15 protein-coding genes are annotated in these 17122 nt (G+C 70.3%); 8 read left to right on the top strand and 7 right to left on the bottom strand.

The annotated features are described in order from the left end of the window. Positions 1 to 44 precede the first annotated feature (44 nt). The 3 genes from serC (at position 45) to HPY32_RS13285 (ending at position 3340) form a co-directional block, all read left to right on the top strand. A complete protein-coding gene (serC, locus tag HPY32_RS13295) occupies positions 45 to 1172 on the top strand; it encodes a phosphoserine transaminase (protein WP_067581003.1) in 1128 nt (375 codons plus the stop codon). A gap of 191 nt (positions 1173 to 1363) precedes the next feature. After that, positions 1364 to 2419, top strand: coding sequence for a septation protein SepH (gene sepH, locus HPY32_RS13290; RefSeq protein ID WP_171982857.1), 1056 nt, complete (start codon positions 1364 to 1366; stop codon positions 2417 to 2419). Between the two features lie 186 nt (positions 2420 to 2605). Then, on the top strand, positions 2606 to 3340 hold the full coding sequence (locus HPY32_RS13285) for a DUF6928 family protein (RefSeq protein ID WP_067585234.1): 735 nt from the start codon (positions 2606 to 2608) through the stop codon (positions 3338 to 3340). A gap of 53 nt (positions 3341 to 3393) precedes the next feature. On the opposite strand, the gene HPY32_RS13280 is transcribed toward HPY32_RS13285, so the two are convergent. Both HPY32_RS13280 and HPY32_RS13275 read right to left on the bottom strand, forming a co-directional pair. Continuing rightward, positions 3394 to 3678 carry a DUF2537 domain-containing protein gene (locus HPY32_RS13280; RefSeq protein WP_171982856.1) on the bottom strand — a complete coding sequence of 95 codons (285 nt, stop codon included), beginning with the start codon at positions 3676 to 3678 and terminating at the stop codon, positions 3394 to 3396. Continuing rightward, positions 3675 to 4478, bottom strand: a complete 804-nt coding sequence (locus HPY32_RS13275; protein ID WP_067581009.1) for a TrmH family RNA methyltransferase — start codon at positions 4476 to 4478, stop codon at positions 3675 to 3677. The genes HPY32_RS13280 and HPY32_RS13275 overlap by 4 nt, the downstream gene beginning before the upstream one ends. Positions 4479 to 4607: 129 nt before the next feature. Between HPY32_RS13275 and HPY32_RS13270 the strand changes: the two genes are divergently transcribed. Further along, complete coding sequence (locus HPY32_RS13270) at positions 4608 to 4970, top strand: FKBP-type peptidyl-prolyl cis-trans isomerase (RefSeq protein WP_067581010.1); 363 nt, start codon at positions 4608 to 4610, stop codon at positions 4968 to 4970. Here the strand turns inward: HPY32_RS13270 and HPY32_RS13265 are convergent, their stop codons facing one another. The 5 genes from HPY32_RS13265 to HPY32_RS13245 form a co-directional block, all read right to left on the bottom strand. After that, complete coding sequence (locus HPY32_RS13265; RefSeq protein ID WP_067581012.1) at positions 4971 to 6140, bottom strand: YhgE/Pip domain-containing protein; 1170 nt, start codon at positions 6138 to 6140, stop codon at positions 4971 to 4973. Between the two features lie 74 nt (positions 6141 to 6214). Next, entirely contained in the window at positions 6215 to 7573 is a 1359-nt protein-coding gene (locus HPY32_RS13260; RefSeq protein ID WP_098692809.1) for a sensor histidine kinase, read from the bottom strand. Continuing rightward, positions 7570 to 8286: a response regulator transcription factor gene (locus HPY32_RS13255; RefSeq protein WP_067581014.1), complete on the bottom strand. Its 717-nt coding sequence runs from the start codon at positions 8284 to 8286 to the stop codon at positions 7570 to 7572. The genes HPY32_RS13260 and HPY32_RS13255 overlap by 4 nt, the downstream gene beginning before the upstream one ends. 92 nt (positions 8287 to 8378) lie before the next feature. Continuing rightward, positions 8379 to 8765: a hemophore-related protein gene (locus HPY32_RS13250; protein WP_067581015.1), complete on the bottom strand. Its 387-nt coding sequence runs from the start codon at positions 8763 to 8765 to the stop codon at positions 8379 to 8381. A gap of 131 nt (positions 8766 to 8896) precedes the next feature. After that, on the bottom strand, positions 8897 to 10966 hold the full coding sequence (locus tag HPY32_RS13245) for an AMP-binding protein (RefSeq protein ID WP_067581017.1): 2070 nt from the start codon (positions 10964 to 10966) through the stop codon (positions 8897 to 8899). A 318-nt stretch (positions 10967 to 11284) separates the two neighbouring features. On the opposite strand from HPY32_RS13245, the gene HPY32_RS13240 reads away from it, so the two are divergent. The 4 genes from HPY32_RS13240 to HPY32_RS13225 are packed head-to-tail and all read left to right on the top strand — an operon-like array spanning position 11285 to position 16940. Further along, entirely contained in the window at positions 11285 to 15565 is a 4281-nt protein-coding gene (locus tag HPY32_RS13240) for an ATP-binding protein (RefSeq protein ID WP_067581018.1), read from the top strand. Continuing rightward, entirely contained in the window at positions 15562 to 15975 is a 414-nt protein-coding gene (locus HPY32_RS13235; protein WP_011207200.1) for a roadblock/LC7 domain-containing protein, read from the top strand. Before HPY32_RS13240 ends, HPY32_RS13235 begins: the two co-directional genes overlap by 4 nt. Positions 15976 to 15982: 7 nt before the next feature. Next, positions 15983 to 16357, top strand: a complete 375-nt coding sequence (locus HPY32_RS13230) for a DUF742 domain-containing protein (RefSeq protein WP_067581020.1) — start codon at positions 15983 to 15985, stop codon at positions 16355 to 16357. After that, positions 16338 to 16940 carry a GTP-binding protein gene (locus tag HPY32_RS13225; protein WP_171982855.1) on the top strand — a complete coding sequence of 201 codons (603 nt, stop codon included), beginning with the start codon at positions 16338 to 16340 and terminating at the stop codon, positions 16938 to 16940. Before HPY32_RS13230 ends, HPY32_RS13225 begins: the two co-directional genes overlap by 20 nt. Positions 16941 to 17122 lie beyond the last annotated feature (182 nt).

Raw genomic sequence — 17122 nt, 5'->3', positions numbered from 1 at the left:
CCCCACCGCGCCGCAGACCCGGTTCAGGCTCTAGTCTGGTGGCCATGACCGCTGCGTTCCCGACCATTCCCGCCGACCTGTTGCCCGCCGACGGACGGTTCGGCTGCGGCCCGTCCAAGGTCCGTCCCGAGCAGTTGCGATCCCTCGTCGATATCGGCGCCTCGGTGATGGGCACCAGCCACCGTCAGAAGCCCGTCAAGGACGTGGTGGCGCGGGTGCGCGCGGGTCTGCGCGAATTGTTCTCCCTCCCCGAGGGTTACGAGGTGGTGCTCGGCAACGGCGGCACCACCGCGTTCTGGGACGCCGCCGCGTTCGGCCTGATCCGGGAGCGGTCGCTGCACCTCACCTACGGCGAGTTCAGCGCGAAGTTCGCCGCGGTGGCGAAGAAGAATCCGTTCATCGGCGATCCGATCGTGGTCTCCACCGATCCGGGCACCGCGCCCGCCCCGGTGTCCGATCCCGCCGCCGACGTGATCGCCTGGGCGCACAACGAAACCTCCACGGGCGTCGCGGTTCCGGTGCAGCGCCCGGCCGGTTCGGACAATGCGCTGATCGCCATCGACGCCACCTCCGGCGCGGGCGGCCTGCCGGTGAATATCGCCGACGCCGACGTCTACTACTTCGCGCCGCAGAAGAGCTTCGCCGCCGACGGCGGCCTGTGGATCGCGCTGATGAGCCCCCGGGCGCTGGAACGCGTTGCCCAGATCGCGGATTCGGGTCGTTTCACCCCCGAATTCCTGTCGCTGCCGATCGCGATCGACAACAGCGGCAAGGATCAGACCTACAACACCCCCTCGCTGGCCACCCTGCTGCTGCTCGTCGATCAGATCGAATGGCTCAACGGCAACGGCGGACTGGACTGGGCGGTCAAGCGGACCCTGGATTCCTCCTCGCGGCTGTATTCGTGGGCCGAGTCGAGCGAATTCGCCACCCCGTTCGTGGCCGATCCGGCGCATCGCTCGCAGGTGGTCGGCACCGTCGATTTCGCCGATTCGGTGGACGCCGCTCAGGTTGCGAAGGTGTTGCGCGCCAATGGAATCGTCGATACCGAGCCGTACCGCAAGCTGGGCCGCAACCAGCTGCGCATCGGTATGTTCCCGGCCGTCGACCCGGAGGATGTGTCGCAGCTCACCCGGAGCATCGATTGGGTGGTCCAGGAAATCGCGAAGTGAAACGCGGCGACAGCGTCGTCGCCCCTGGCAGTTGCTGAAATCGAACAGAGCAGACTAGCGCGCGCGGGAGTGTTATCACAGATTTCCGCGCGCGTGTCTTGCCACACGATTCTCAGAAGTGCACTACTGTTCCAGAACGTGGGCGGTATCGCGAGCCTGGCTGTGATCGACGCAGCGATAAGGAGGTAACGGTGCGTGAACTTCGAGTGATCGGATTGACGCCCGATTCCGCGCACATCGTGTGTGTCGATACCGAGACCGGTCAGAAGTACCGGCTCGCCGCCGACGAGAAACTGCGGGCCGCCGCCCGCGGAGACCTTGCCCGATTCGGCCAGATAGAGATCGAAACGGAAGCAACCATGCGTCCTCGCGATATTCAGGCCCGGATCCGTGCCGGAGCCTCCGTGGAACAGGTCACCGAGGAATCGGGCATGCCCGCCAGCCGCGTCGAGCGCTTCGCGTATCCGGTACTGCTGGAACGGGCCCGGGCCGCGGAGCTGGCGCAGCGGGCGCATCCGGTCCGCAAGGACGGCCCCGCCGTGGAGACCCTCATCGACATCGTGTCCGCCGCGTTCGCCGAGCGCGGCCACAACATCGATATCGCCGAGTGGGACGCCTGGAAGGACGAGAAGGGTTACTGGGTCGCCCAACTGCAGTGGCAGGCGGGCCGTTCCGTGATCGCCGCGCACTGGCGCTACCAGCCCGACGCGCATGGCGGCTCGGTGCTGCCGCTGGACGATCCGGCCTCCGATCTCATCGATCCCGATTTCGGTCGCGCGCTACGCGGGCTGGCCACCATCCTGCCCGAGCCGTCCGCCGAGCCCGCCCCGGTCGAGCCCACGCCCGCCGCCCCGCCCCCGCGCGAGGAGCCCGCCCCCGCCCCGGCTGCCCGGGCCTCCGCCGCCGAGCCGCGCGAGGGCAGCGAGGAATACTTCGTCGAGCAGCGGGCCGCCGTGGGCGGATCCGCCGTTCCGGTCGCGGCCAAGGGCGCCGCGCCCGCCGCCCCGGCCACCACGTCCGGACCGCCGAGCGCACCGGCGCCGAACACCCCTGCCGTCCCGGCACATTCGACCCCCGAGCCCGCCGAGCCCGCCCCCGCGGCCCCGGCGGCGTCGGCCGACACGTCCGAGCAGGCTCCGCCCGCCGCCAAACCGGCGGGGCAGAAGCAGAATCGGGCCAAGCGCGGCAAGGCGCCGATGCCGTCCTGGGAAGACGTACTACTAGGCGTGCGCAGTTCCGGGCACTGATCCCGTTATCTCGTAGCACCGGCCACCACGCGGGCGCGCCGGTGATCTTGACACGCGTGCCCACCGGGCGAAGCGCCGCGTTTTCCCGTATCGGGGGAGTAGATTTTTCCTATGCCGCCGTGCGATTCGGGTGGTTTGCTCGAGAGTAGCCCTGGCTTACTCATACGAGGATGGGAGGTGTCGGAAGTGCCGTCCACAGCTTCGTCCCTCTGGTACGTCGACGACCCCGACCCGGCGGCCGTGCTCCGCGAATACCCCGATCCCGATCCGGAAGCGGCCCTCGCCCTGGCCAAGCAGCTCAATCCCGACAGCGATGTGGTGCCCGCGGCCTCCGGCACGCTGAAGGTGTGGGCCGGACCCAATCCCCGCTCGGTGTACATCGGCTGCTTTCCGGGGGTGACCGTGGTGTGCACCGGGCAGGCCATGCTGACCCGCCCGACCACGCTGCCGGAACTGCTGGTGCGGCCGCTGGCCTCCGAGCACACCTATCTGATCTCCTACGACATCCCGCGCGGCTGGGGCGCGTTCGCGCATTGGGAGCGCGGCGAATTCCGGCGCGCGTTCAGCGCCACCCGGGTCGACATCCTGGAGGACGAGGGTTTGCCGCTGGTGTGGGAGCGGCCGTACTGGGCGGGCGAGCATCCGGTCCAGTTGCAGCCGGGTGAACTGCCCGACCCGCAGATCCTGCCGTTCGATCCGCCGAGCTTCGCCGACGAGGCCAATCTCGAATGGCTCGGGTTCCGTTACCGCGGAGCCACATCCGACGACGCGCTGCGCCCGATCGACGTGCCCGTGTGCGGCTTCAGCCTCTACCCCAAGGGCGAGGCCCCGCCCCCGCTCCGGCCGGAGCAGCCGAAGATCCCGGAGCACAACGAAAGACGCTGGTTCGGCTGGTTACGCGGGCGCGACCGGGTGTCCTGACTGTTCCCGGCGTGAGCGTCCCCCTGTTCCCGGCATGCTTTTGGCCGGGACCCCTAAACCGCCCCGACCAACAGCGCCACCCACCCCAGCACCACCCCCACCCCGATCCCCCCGACCACCCACCGCGTCACCGGCGTCTTCCGCCACCGCCACACCGTCGGCGCGGCGCCACCCACCGCGACCAGATTCACCACCACCGCCAGCATCCAGTGCACCTCCGCCAGCGCCGCGCCGAACGAGTACACCCCGGCCGCGGTCAGCAGGGCGACCAGCGTCGAGACGGCCAGTCCGGGCGCCCAGGGCGTCGGTTCGGGCGCGGGCCCGTAGGTTTCGCTCACGAGATGCGCACCCTTTCGTAGAAGGCCATCGCCGCGGCGGTGGCCACGTTCAGTGAGTCGGTGCCCGGGGTCATGGGGATGCGGGCGCGAACGTCGGTGGCGCGCATGGCCTCCTCGGTCAGGCCCGGTCCCTCGGCGCCGAGCAGCAGCGCCACCCGGTCGCCGGTCAGCGCCGCCGCCAGCGTCGGCGCGGCCGGATTCGGGGTCAGGGCAATGATCTGGAATCCGCGCTGCCGCAGCAACTCCAGGCCGTCGGGCCACCGCGGCAGCCGGGCGAACGGCACCCGCAGCACATGCCCCATCGATACCCGCACGGCGCGACGGTACAGCGGATCGGCGCAGCGGTCACCGAAAAGCACCGCGTCCGCGCCCAGCCCGGCGGCATTGCGGAAGATCGAGCCGATGTTCTCGTGATCGTTGACGCCCTCCAGCACCGCGACCGTGCGCGCCGACGCCAGCACCTCGTCCACCGACAGCTCCGGCGGCCGCCGCGCCGCGGCCAGCACGCCGCGATTGAGGTGGAACCCGACCACCTCGGCCATCACCTCCGCGGTGGTCCGGTAGTACGGCACCCGCACCCCGCCCAGATCCGCGGCCAATTCCTCATACCGCCGCCCCACCCCGAACAGCGCGAACGGCGGAAACCGCGACGCCAGCATGCGCCGCACCACCACCACACCCTCCGCGATCACCAACCCGGAGCGCCCCGGCAGATCCGGCCGCCGATCCGCGGAGTTCAGATCCCGAAAATCGGCGACCCGAGGGTCCGCGGGATCGATGATGTCGATCACTTCAGCCACGGGTGTTCATCCTGCCCGGCCCGCGAACCGCCGGGCCGAAGGGGCGGGGGTTCGGCACAGCTCACAGTTTGAGGCGCCCCACTATGGTGAATACTCGAGTGGTTTCATCCATCGAACGGAAGAGGACGCATGACCAAGCCGGAAGTCGATTTCCAGGACGGCCCCGCGCCCACCACGCTGGTGATCAAGGATCTCGTCGAGGGCACGGGTGCCGAGGCGGTTCCCGGTGGGACCGTCGAGGTGCACTACGTGGGCGTGGAATACGACACCGGCGCGGAATTCGATTCTTCCTGGAACCGGGGCGAATCCCTGACCTTCCCGCTGCGCGGCCTCATCCAGGGCTGGCAGGAGGGCATCCCCGGCATGAAGGTCGGCGGCCGCCGCCAGCTCACCATCCCGCCGGAGCTCGCCTACGGCCCGGCCGGTGCGGGCCACCACCTGTCGGGCAAGACCCTGGTGTTCGTCATCGACCTGCTGGACGTGGTCGAGTAACTACTTCCGGACCACATCGACCGGATCGCTCAGCGCATTCGCGATCGCCGACTGCTGATTGCTGCTGCGCACCGGTAGATCGTCGAGGGCCTTGCCCGCCTGGGTATTGAGGTTGCCAACGATCTGCTGAAGCTGCTGAACACCGCCGGTGAGTGCCGCGATGGCGCCCTGCAGCTGGCCGGCCCCCTGGTCGGCCAGCTGCGGCACCTGCTTGGCCAGCTCGGCGCCCTGATTCAGTTGCGCGCCCGCGGCATTCAAGCGCTTCGCGGCATCGCGCAGCAGCGTGCTCACCGGCGTGTTCGGATCGGTGCCGCTCCCGGTGAGCTGGGCGAACCCGGACAGCTGCGAACCGGCCTGGCCCGCCACCCCGCGCAATGCGTCGAGTTTGCCGATGATGTCGGCCAACCGGGGATCGCTCGCGAACGGCAGCCCCCGCAGCAGCGGCACGATCTGATCCAGTCCCGTGCTCAGCTGGGTGGCCGACGTGTCCACCTGGCCGATGGTCAGCCCGGTCGCGTCCAGCGCACCGGCCAGGCTGTCGGCCTGATCGGTCGCCGCGCCCAGGGCCTGATTCAGTTGCGCGATACCGGCGGTCAGCTGCCCGGCCCCGTCCTTGGCGGTGTTCAGGAATCCGAGCATCTGATCCGCGCCGCCGCTGAACTGGCCCGACGCATTGGCGGCGGCCTGTACGCCCGCGCCCAGCAGCTGCGTGGTGAACGCCACCTGCTGCACCGAGCCGCGCGCGGTGGCGACGGCCGCGAGCGTGGCGTCCACCCCGGCCGCGCCGATCCGGCGGGTCACCTCGGTGACCGCGTCGTTCACCGTATTCGGATCGGCATCGCGATTGCTGTCCACGGTCACCTGCGCGCGGTGCGGCTTGGCCGAGGCCAGGGTGCCGAGCGAGGAGCTCAGATCGGCGGGCAGCGTGACCACCGCCGCGTAGTGCGCGGTGCTCGCGTCGCCGGGCTTGACCTCGGTCCAGGCGTGCGCGCCGCCACCCTGCAGCGCCTTCACGATGCGGGCGCCGATCGGGCCGGTATCGGCGTTCACGATCGCGACGTCCGTGGGCGCCGAGGAACCATGGCGCGCCCAGACCACGCCGCCGCCGACCGCACCGGCGACGAGCAGCACGACCACGAGCAGGATCCAGCGAGTGCGTTTTGCGACCACAACCCCAGACCGTAGCCGGTCGCCCTGCGCGGGTCTTGGCGTAGCTCTGAGGAATCGCTAAGGGTCGCCGCTGCTCAGCGCTCGATTCGCGGGGGTCGCGGCCGATCCGGCAGCACCAGCACCAGGCGCACCCCGCCCTGTGTGCCGTCGTCGAAATAGGCTCGGCCGCCGTGCAGTTGGGCCTGCTGGGCGACCAGCGCCAGCCCCAGCCCGGAACCGCCCCGGGTGGCCTGGCTGCCGCGGAAGAAGCGCTCGAACACCGCGGCCCGCTCCTCCGGCGGGATGCCGCGGCCGTTGTCGTCCACCGAGATCACGATGTAGCCGTCGGGGGTGCGCCGCGCCGACACCAGCGCCTGCGTCGCCCCGCCGTGCCGCACCGAATTGGTCAGCGCGTTGTCCACCGCCAGCCGCAGGCCGGTCGGCAGCCCGCGGGTGATCAGTTCCGGATCGGTCTCGATGCGCACGTGCAGGGTGGGGAAGTGCCGCATGGCGTCGTGGGCCGCCTGGTCGACCAGTTCGCCGACATCGGTGACCACATGGTCGCTGTCGTTGGTGAGTTCACCGGCGGCCAGCCGCTCCAGCGCCGACAGCGTCGCCTCCACCCGGCCCTGACTGCGCTGCAGGTCGGTGAGGATCTCGGCGCGCTGGGTCTCGTCCAGGTCGAGGGTGCGCAGCACCTCCAGGTCGGTGCGCATGGCGGTCAGCGGGGTACGCAGCTCGTGCGCCGACACCGCCGCGAAATCGCGCGCGGTCTCCAGCGCCGCCGCCGTCTCGCCCTGGGCCCGGTTCACCCGCTCCAGCAGCGAATTCACCGCGTCGGCAAGCTGTTCGGCCTCGCGCACGCCGGAACCGTCGACCGGTGCCTCGGATTCGCCGATGCCGCTGCGCGCGCCCACCTGCCGGGTGAGGTCCATGATCGGCCGCACCGCGCGCCCGCCGAACACCCAGCCCAGCCCGGCCGCCGCGACGACCGCCAGCCCGGCCGCGAGCAGCACCCAGCGCTGCTGCTGGGCGCTGGCCTGGTACGCCTCGGTCAGCGGAATGGCAAGGGAGACGGTGCTTCCCGAGGGCTGGTCCGCGGTCAGCACCCGGTACGGGGTGCCGTCCAGGGTCACCGTCTGCGAGCCCGGACTCAGCGGCGGCACCTGCAGACTGGTGGAGAACACCGACCCGCCTTTCCGTACCGTGACGGCGATCTCCTTGTTCGGCCCGACCGCCCGCAGCACCGTGACCGCGATCGTCGGCTCGATCAGCACGATGCGCGAGGCGATGGCCAGTTCCTGATCGGCCTGGGCCAGATTGTTGCGCTTGAGAACCTGCACCGTCACCGTGCCCAGGACGGCGGTGATGATGACCGCGCCCAGCGCGGCCGCCCCCGCCACCCGGGTGCGCAGCGAATACGACCGGCGGGTGCGGGGCGCGGCGGTCGTCATTTCGGCGCCCGCAGCACGAATCCCACCCCGCGAATGGTGTGCAGCAGCCGCGGGGTGCCGTCGCCCTCCAGCTTGCGGCGCAGATAGCCGACGAACACGTCGACCACATTGGTGTCGGCGGCGAAATCGTAGCCCCACACCAGCTCCAGCAGGCGCTCGCGCGACAGCACCACCCCCGCATTGCGGGCCAGCGTGGACAGCAGCTCGAATTCGCGCTTGGTGAGGTCGATCTCCCGGCCGTGCAGCAGCGCGCGATAGCCCGCCACATCGATCTCCAGCGGACCCACGGCGAGCGCGCCGGGGGTGGTCGGCCCGTTCGCGTCGGTGCGGCGGCGCAGCAGGGCCCGGATCCGCGCCACCAATTCGGCCAGCACGAACGGTTTCACCAGGTAGTCGTCCGCGCCGGACTCCAGCCCGGCGATGCGGTCGTCGACCGAGTTGCGCGCCGACAGCACGCAGATCGGCACCTCGTTCCCCAATGCCCGCAACGCCGTCACCACTCCCGCGCCGTCGAGCACCGGCATGTTCATATCCAGCACGATCGCATCGGGCGACTGCTCGCCCACACAGCGCAGCGCCGCCGCGCCGTCGCGGGCGATCAGCACCCGGAACCCGGACAGCCGCAGCCCCCGCTCGACCGAGGCCAACAGGTCCTCGTCATCGTCGACCAGCAGAACAGTCGGAGTGTCGCGCTCGCTTGTCACAGGGTTCATTCTGCACCGCGGCCGTTCTGCCGCTTCTTTGCTGCAGCAGGGCGCGCGATCCACTCATTTCATCTTTTCCCGGCATGCTTTTGGCCGGGATCTCAGTAGTTATGGCACGAATCGGCCACCGCCCGCAGCGTCTGCCCGATCCCCGCGGCGCGCGGGTCGTTCTCGGCCTGCCGCGCCTGGTCGGGGTGCTGGGACAGGTATGCCTGGGCCTGGGCGCGGCGCTGCTCGACCGGCTGGTCGAACATCTGCTTCAGCTTCGCCTTCTGCTCGGGGTCGGCGTCCAGCGCCGAGGCCAGCTGCGGGGCCTTGTCGCGCAGCGCGGCGTCGACCTGATCGAACGTACAGGTCGAATTCAGAAGCGGCGCAGCGAGTTCGGCGGGGTCGGCGGAGGCGGTACCCGGAATCAACAGGGCCGCAACGGTTGTCAGGGTGCCGACGGCCAGCGTGGCGGCGGCGAAACGGGCGCGCGACAGGGACACGAACAGTTCCTTTCAGTCGGAAACACCATGCCGCCTTGGGCTTTCGCCTGTGGCGGCGACCACTCCGACGCTAGGTGCCCGGACTGGGCCCCGGGTAAACCGTTCATGAGAAATCGGTAAGGCGGCCCGCCCTACGGGGACACCGGCTCCTCGTCGTCGGAGTCGGCGCGGGTCGTGATGATCTGGTCCTCCAGCGCCTTCAGCACCGCCGGATCCTCGATGGTGGCAGGCATCTCCCACTGCTCCCCGGCCGCGATCTGACGGATGGTGCGGCGCAGGATCTTGCCCGAGCGGGTCTTGGGCAGCGCCTGCACGACCACCACATCGTGCAGGGTGGCGATCGCCCCGATCTGGTCGCGCACCCGGGCGATCACCTCCTCGCGCAGCCGCTCGGGATCGACCGCCACGGTCTCTCCGCTCGCCCCGCCGGTCTTGAGCACCACGTACGCGATCGGCCGCTGCCCCTTCAGCTCGTCCGGAATGCCGATGACCGCGCACTCGGCCACCGCCTCGTGCCCTGCCACCGCGGCCTCGATCCCGCCCGCGGACAGCCGATGCCCTGCCATATTGATCACATCGTCGCTGCGGCCCAGCACGAACAGATAGCCGTCGTCGTCGAAGTACCCGGAGTCACCGGACAGGAAGTGCCCCGGATAGGCCGACAGATAGGAGCGGGCGAACCGCTCGTCGTCGCCCCACAGCCCGGTCAACGCGCCCGGCGGCAGCGGCAGACCGAGCACGATATTGCCCTCCACCCCCGACGCGACCGCGTCGCCCTCGTAGTCCAGCACCCGCAGCCGATACCCCGGCACCGGCACCGACGCCGAACCCGGCTTGATCGGAAGTTCCTGCAGCCCGAGCGGATCCGCGCAGATCGGCCAGCCGGTCTCGGTCTGCCACCAGTGGTCCACCACCGGGCAGTCCGGCCGCTTCGCCAGCAGCACGTCGCGCGCCCACTCGTAGGTGGCCGGGTCCAGCCGCTCACCGGCGCAGAACAGCGCCCGCAGCCGGGACAGGTCGTGCCGATGCGCCGCGTTCGCCTCCGGGTCGGCGCGGCGGATGGCCCGCAGCGCGGTCGGCGCGGTGAACATGACGTGCACGTCGTACCGGTCGACCAGCCGCCAGAAGGTGCCCGCGTCCGGCGTGCCGATCGGCTTGCCCTCGTAGAGCACGGTGGTCCCGCCCACCAGCAGCGGCGCGTACACGATGTAGGAGTGCCCGACCACCCAGCCGATGTCGGAGGTGGTCAGCATGACCTGCCCCGGGCCCACGTCGTAGATGTTGCGCATCGACCAGGTCAGCGCGACCGCGTGCCCGCCGTTGTCGCGCACCACGCCCTTGGGCTTCCCGGTGGTGCCGGAGGTGTAGAGGATGTAGAGCGGATCGGTGGCCGCCACCGACACCGGCTCGGCCGGTTCGGCGTCGCGAATCATGTCCTCCCAGTCCAGCCACTGCGCCGCCACGCTGTCGGCCGAGCCCGGTAGTCCGTCGGCGGCGGGTTGCGGTGCGGCGAAAGGGATGACGGGAAAGCCGTCGCGGTGCTTGACCACCACGTGCCGGACCGCGGTGGTCTTCGCCTGATCCAGCGCCGACAGCACGATCGGCGGATACTCGATGCGCTTGCCCGGCTCCAGCCCGCCCGAGGCGGTGACGACCAGCGTCGGCTCCGCGTCGTCGATGCGCGCGGCCAGCTCGTGCGCGGCGAACCCGCCGAACACCACCGAGTGCACCGCGCCGATCCGGGCGCAGGCGAGCATGGCGATCACGGCCTCCGGGATCATCGGCATGTAGATGACCACCCGGTCACCGGTGTGCACGCCGAGCCGCAGCATCGCCCCCGCGAATCGGGCGACCTCCGCCAGCAACTCGGCGTAGGTGTAAATACGTGTGGCGCCCGTCATAGCGGAGTCGTATATTAGGGCCGGTTGGTCGGCGCGACCGCCGGTCTGGAAGTGAGCACCGCTCTGTTCGGGCGTCGAGCCCTCTTCCGCTGTGATATCGCGCACATGTCGATCGAGGGCGTTGTAGGAGGTGTTGAGGCGGCCGTCGGGGAACCAGCGAGCGGTCGGGCGGGCGGTGCTGTCGAGGATCAGAGTGGGCGCAACATCCCAGGTAACAGCCTCAGCGGCGGCACGCCAGAAGTCCGAGGGATCGACCAGGCTCGTCTGGTAGGTGGGCCGGTACTCCTGCTTCGCGTTCAACCGTGTGACTCCCTGCCTCGCTTCGACGCCCGCCTCGATAGATCAGCCTGATTGTGGCAGACTTCACGCGACGTCCGGGCGGACGCCGCGACCTTCAATTTTGTCTGAAACCGCCAGGTCAACGGCTGGACGTTGCCAAGAGGTCACACAAGAAGTTATCTATCCGTTAGAATCGCATGTCACATATTTCGGCCGTCATGGACGCAATTTCTCGGCCAGCCGCAGTTCTCGGCCAGCTCTGCCTGTCGAGCCGCGCGTGCGATCGTGGAGGCTCGCTGATGGCGCGTGGCTGGGGCCAGTTTGGAAAGTGAGTGGGAGATGCGTGACGCCGCTAGGTCCGGCGGGAAGCGTTGGGCGCTTAGCAGTTGGGACCTGCGCTGGAAGGTTACGGCGGTGCTGGCCGTCCCCCTCCTCGTGGCGGTGGTGCTCGGGGCATCCAGGATCGCAGCACAGTTCAGCGACTCGAGCAGGCTCGATACCGCCGTCCAACACGTCGAGGCGATTCCCGCCGTCACCGGTCTGAGCGCGGCGTCGGCCGTCATCTCCGGTGAGCAGATGGTCCAGCTGGGCGCGAACCAGTCGCTGGTGCAGGACGCCGACCTCACACAGCTCGATGCCGCCATCGCCGCCGCCGAGAAGGCTGCCCCGCGCCTGGACGGCGTGCCCGGCGGGCGCGCCGCGATCGACGGAATGATCAACAATGCCAAGGGGGTTCGCCAGGGCGGCTCCGCCCCCTCGAAGACCACCGCCGACGCCCTCGCCCAAGAGGAGGCGATCCGGCAGAACAGCGTCCGCACCGTGGAGGCGATCGTCTCGACCATCGCCGACCCGGGCGTCGAGGCCGCCAAGCTCCGCCTGGTCGACTCGCTGAACACCCGCGCGGTGCTGATCTCCGAGGCCGCCGGCATGGCCGACGCGATGCGCGGCAACCCGAAGGACGGCATCCGCGACTTCCAGATCGCCGCCAACACCGAGCGGCAGATGCTGGGCATCCTGGCGCACCGCTTCAAGGACGGCGACCCGACCATCGCCGATCTGACCTCGCTGGTGAACAACCGCATTCAGATGACCAGCGGCGCGCAGGCGGCGTCGGGTCAGGTGCCGCTGCAGGATCTGCGGCAGTCGGCGGTCGACAGTCTGTCGGAGTATCAGAAGGTCGTGAGCCAGTCCAGCTCCGACATCGTGGCCCGGGTGAACACGCTGGCCGACAATGCCCGGTCCGGCGCCATCCGGTACGCCGCGATCGTGGTCGCCACCATCCTCGCCGCCCTCGTGCTGGCGGTGCTCATCGCGCGCTCGCTGATCGTCCCGCTGCGCAAGCTGCGCCTGGCCGCCCTCCGCGTCGCCGAACACGATCTCGGCCACGAGGTCTCGCGCCTGCGCGACGGCGCCAGCCCCGAAGACGTTCCGCTGGAACCGATGCCGGTGCACACCGAGGAGGAGATCGGCCAGCTGGCCCGCGCCGTGGACGACATCCACGGGCAGGCGCTACGCCTGGCCGCCGATCAGGCCGCCATGCGTACCCAGGTCAACGACATGTTCGAGACCCTGGCCCGGCGTTCGAAGTCCCTTGTCGACCATCAGCTCTCGCTCATCGAGGCGATGGAGTACGACGAGAAGGACCCGCGCCTGCTGGAGAACCTGTTCCGGCTCGACCATCTCGCCGCCCGCATGCGCCGCAACGGCGACAACCTGCTGATTCTGGCCGGTACCCGGCAGCGGCGAACCAAGTCCGCACCGGTCGAGATCGCCGACGTGCTGCGCGCGGCCATCTCCGAGGTGGAGGACTACGAGCGGGTGAAGCTGGGCGCCACCCCGCGCGGCGCCATCACCGAACCGGCCGCGTCCGACCTGGCGCACCTGTTCGCCGAGCTGCTCGACAATGCGCTGCGGGCCTCGCCGCCGGAGACCGACGTCAAGTTCACCTTCGCCCAGGCGCACGATCAGGGCCTGCTCATCGAGGTCGCCGACCGCGGCATCGGCATGCCGCCGGCCGAGATGGCCGAGATCAACCGCCGCCTGGAGAGCATCGCCGAGGTCGGTCCCGACACCGCGCGGCACATGGGTCTGTTCGTCGTCGGCCGGCTCGCCGAGCGGCACGGCCTGACCGTGCGCCTGCGGCCGACCATCGACACCGCCCGCGATCCGGGCGTGACCGTCGTCGTGCACGTGCCCAAGGCCATCATCGTGGCCCCGGCCGGTGGCACGGTCACCGTTCCGGCGCAGGTGCCGGGGCTGCAGTCGCCGACCCCGCAGCAGTCGAGCACCCTGTCGTCGATGCAGATGCGCGCGGTCACCCGCACGCCCAGCGGCAATGTCATGGTCACCGTGGATCCCGGTGTGAGCGGGCCGATTCCGGCCGGTTCCGAGCGCGGCCGCGGCGCCGACCGCACGGCTGCCGCGTCGAGCGGCAACGCCACCACCGGGTCCCCGTCCGTCGGTCTGCCGCAGCGGCAGCCCGGCACGGCGGTGCCCGGTGGCCTGCCGCAGCGCCAGCCGGGCGCGAACGGGCCGACGGTCCGGCACGGCCTGGTCGGCGGGGACGCCAAGACGGGTCTACCCCAGCGGGAGCCGGGTGCGCGCGGCCCGCTGGCGCCGCCCGCGCAGCCGGGGGGAGCCCTGCCGCCGCAGCGGCAGCCCGGTTCCGGTACCCCCGCGGCCCCGCAGCCCGGGTTGGCCGCGAACATGCTGAAACGGCAGCCCGGTGCGGGCGGCCAGCAGCCGCCGCGGCCGTCGGGGCCGACGGGTCTGCCGCAGCGCCAGGCCGGGGGATCCGGTGTGCCGCCGCGCGAGCCGGGCGCCGGTGGTGTGCCGCCGCGCGAGCCCGGTTCCGGCGGTCTGCCGCAGCGCGGCCTGCCCCAGCGTCCGCCCGCCGCGAGCGCGCAGCCGGGCGTCGGCGCGCCGCCCGAGCGACCCACGCCGGGTCTGCCCTCGCGCGACTCCGGCGAGACCACCGCGAACGGTGCGACCGGTCTGCCGCAGCGCGATTCGGGCCGCAACGGCCTGCCGCCGCGTCGGCCCGGCATAGGCGGTCTGCCGCAGCGCGAGCCCGCCGGGGGCGACCTCCCGCAGCGCGGCACCGAGGCCAACGGCCTGCCGCAGCGCGACGCGGGCAGCGACCTGCCGCAGGGCCTCACCGGTCTCCCCCAGCGCGATTCCGGCCTGCCGGGTCGCCCGCGGCGCGACTCGACGGGCACCGGCCTACCGCAGCGCGATGGTGGTGCGCCGCAACGTGATTCGTCCGGCGGTCTGCCGACTCGCGACGGGGGCCTCACCGGTCTGCCGCAGCGCGATTCTGTTGGCGGCGGTGTGCCGCCGCGCGACGGGGGCCTGACCGGTCTGCCGCAGCGCGACGCGGGTTCGACCGGATTGCCGTCGCGTGATGCGGGTTCGACCGGTCTGCCGTCGCGTGATGCGGGTCCGACCGGACTTCCGCAGCGTGATGCGGCGGGTAATGGTCTGCCGCAGCGCGATCCGAGCGGTCTGGGCCTGCCGCAGCGGGATCCGAGCGGTCTGGGTCTGCCCAAGCGTGATTCCGCGGGAAGTGGTCTCCCGCAGCGTGATTCGGGCCTGCCGCAGCGGGACGGTGGTGCGCCGCAGCGTGATTCGTCCGGCGGTCTGCCGTCGCGTGAGGGCGGCCTCACGGGTCTGCCGCCGCGCGATGGGGGTCTCACCGGACTTCCGCAGCGCGAGGCGGGTTCGACCGGTGTGCCGTCACGTGAGGGCGGCCCGACCGGTCTGCCGCAGCGTGATGCGGGCCCGTCCGGTTCGCCGCGGCGTGATGCGGGTAGTGGCCTGCACCAGCGTGATTCGGGTCTTCCGTCCAGGCGTGATGCGGGCAGCGGCCTGCCGCAGCGCGACTCCGGTGCGGCCGGGCTGCCGCCCCGGCGCGACCCGGCCGGAAACGGCCTGCCCCAGCGCGATCCGAGCGGTCTGGGCCTGCCCAAGCGTGATCTCGGTGCCGCCGGGCTCCCGCAGCGCGAGGCCGGGGGCACCGGCCTGCCGCAGCGCGACGCGGGCGGTAACGGTCTGCCCCAGCGGGAACCGAACGGCCTGGGCCTGCCGCAGCGGCAGCCGGGCGCCGACCTGCCGCCCCGTCCGACCCCGACGCCGGGCCTGAGCCTGCCCGAGGCGGACGCGGACGGCGACAGCCGCGAGCGGGGCCGGCACAGCTTCCGGTCCAATCCGCAGAAGACGGCATCGTTCTTCCAGACCCGGTTGCAGCCCGCCGACGACACCGGATCGGTGATGGGCGGCACGCCCATTTTCGCCGAAATGATGTCGGCCTGGCTGTCGGATCCGAATCAGGACCGGTCCCAAGTGGCCGCCTCCTTCGAATCACCGGGGGACGAAGGGTGGCAGGCCGCTCGGCGAGCCATCGAGGCACAGCCGGAGAAGCGGACGGCGGCCGGATTGCCCCAGCGCGATCCGGGCAACCGCCTCGTGCCGGGCGGCGTGAACGGAAACGCCGACCGCACACCGCAGAGCAGTCGCGACCCCGAATCGATCAGGTCAAGTCTGAGTCGTCACCAGCAGGGCGTCCGGGATGGCCGCGCAATGAGAGCAATGAACCTAACCGGAGATAAAGGAGACCGATGAACCCCGATCTAGGTGGTACGAACCGTCAGCTGGATTGGCTGGTTTCGAACTTCGCCAACGAGGTTCCGGGCGTCGCTCACGCCGTGCTGGTTTCGGCGGACGGTCTGTTGATGGCCGCGAGCGCGCAGTTGCCCGTCGACCGTGCCGAGCAGCTGTCGGCTGTGACCGCGGGGCTTGCGAGCCTCTCGGTCGGCGTGTCGAATCTGTTCGAAGGCGGCACCGTGCTGCAGTCGGTGGTCGAGATGGAACACGGCTACCTACTCCTCATGGCGGTCGGCGACGGCTCTTATCTAGCGGTGCTGACGAATACGTCCTGCGATATCGGACAGGTTGGATACGAGATGGCTTTGTTGGTCGAGCGAGTGGGCCAGACAGTTCAGGCCACGCCTCGCGTCACGATGGGTTCCTGATGGTGGGATGGAAATAGACAACCAGCGTTTGGGAAGCGCCGAGCCCAGCCTCGTCCGCCCGTACTCATTGACCGCCGGCCGTACGCGGCCGACGGTCGAGTTGGCGTTGGAGGCGCTCGTCGCGTCGCATCCGGTCGCCCTCGAGCGGCAGTTCGAACTCACCAACATCGAGACGTCAATCGTGGAGTTGTGCAGAGAATCGCCATCTGTCGCGGAAGTGGCTGCCCGGCTGGGTATTCCGATAGGGGTGGCCCGAGTGCTCGTAGCCGACCTCATCGAGGCAGGCCATGTGCGGGTTTCGGCGACTTTGAAAGACGATTCGAGCGACGATGAACGTCGCGAGCTGATCGAAAGGGTTCTCAGTGGACTCCGGCGTATTTGATTCGACGGCCCAGGTCGATACCCGTACCAGCAAACCCACCTCCGCGAAGATCGTGGTCGCGGGTGGCTTCGGTGTGGGTAAGACGACGCTGGTGGGGGCGGTCTCGGAGATCGTTCCGCTGCGCACCGAGGCGTTGGTGACCAATGCCAGTGTGGGCGTCGACAGTCTGGCCGCCGTGCCGACGAAGGCCACCACCACGGTGGCCATGGACTTCGGCAGGATCAGCCTCGCCGATGACCTGGTGCTGTACCTATTCGGGACACCCGGCCAGTATCGCTTCTGGTTCATGTGGGACGACCTGATCCGCGGCGCCATCGGCGCGGTGGTGCTGGTCGACACCCGCCGACTGGAGGACAGCTTCGCCGCGGTGGACTACTTCGAGGCGCGCAGCCTGCCGTTCCTGGTGGCCATCAACGAGTTCGACGATGCGCCCCGCTACCCCATCGAGGACATCCGCCAGGCCCTGGCGGTGCCCGCGGACGTGCCGATCCTGTCGATCGACGCCCGCCGCCGCGAGCCGGTGAAGCAGGCGCTGGTCTCGGTGACCGAGTACGCCCTGCGCAAGGTCGTGCAAGGGTATTGACGATTGTCGCCCCGCAGCGGGTTCCGGTGCTGCGGTGCGACGATCGTCCGGTGTGTCGCCCGGTTTCGAGCGGCCGTACCGAGTGCATGTAGCCGTACGTGCGCTGGGTGCGGCCGCTGTTTCTCATGCCCGCGCCGCCATGCCGATCGGTTATCGCCACGGGTATTGGACGCCTCTGGACG

Source organism: Nocardia terpenica, assembly GCF_013186535.1.
GTDB lineage: Bacteria > Actinomycetota > Actinomycetes > Mycobacteriales > Mycobacteriaceae > Nocardia > Nocardia terpenica.
The sequence above is the reverse complement of the archived record's forward strand: the minus strand, read 5'-3'. Positions and strand labels throughout refer to the sequence as shown.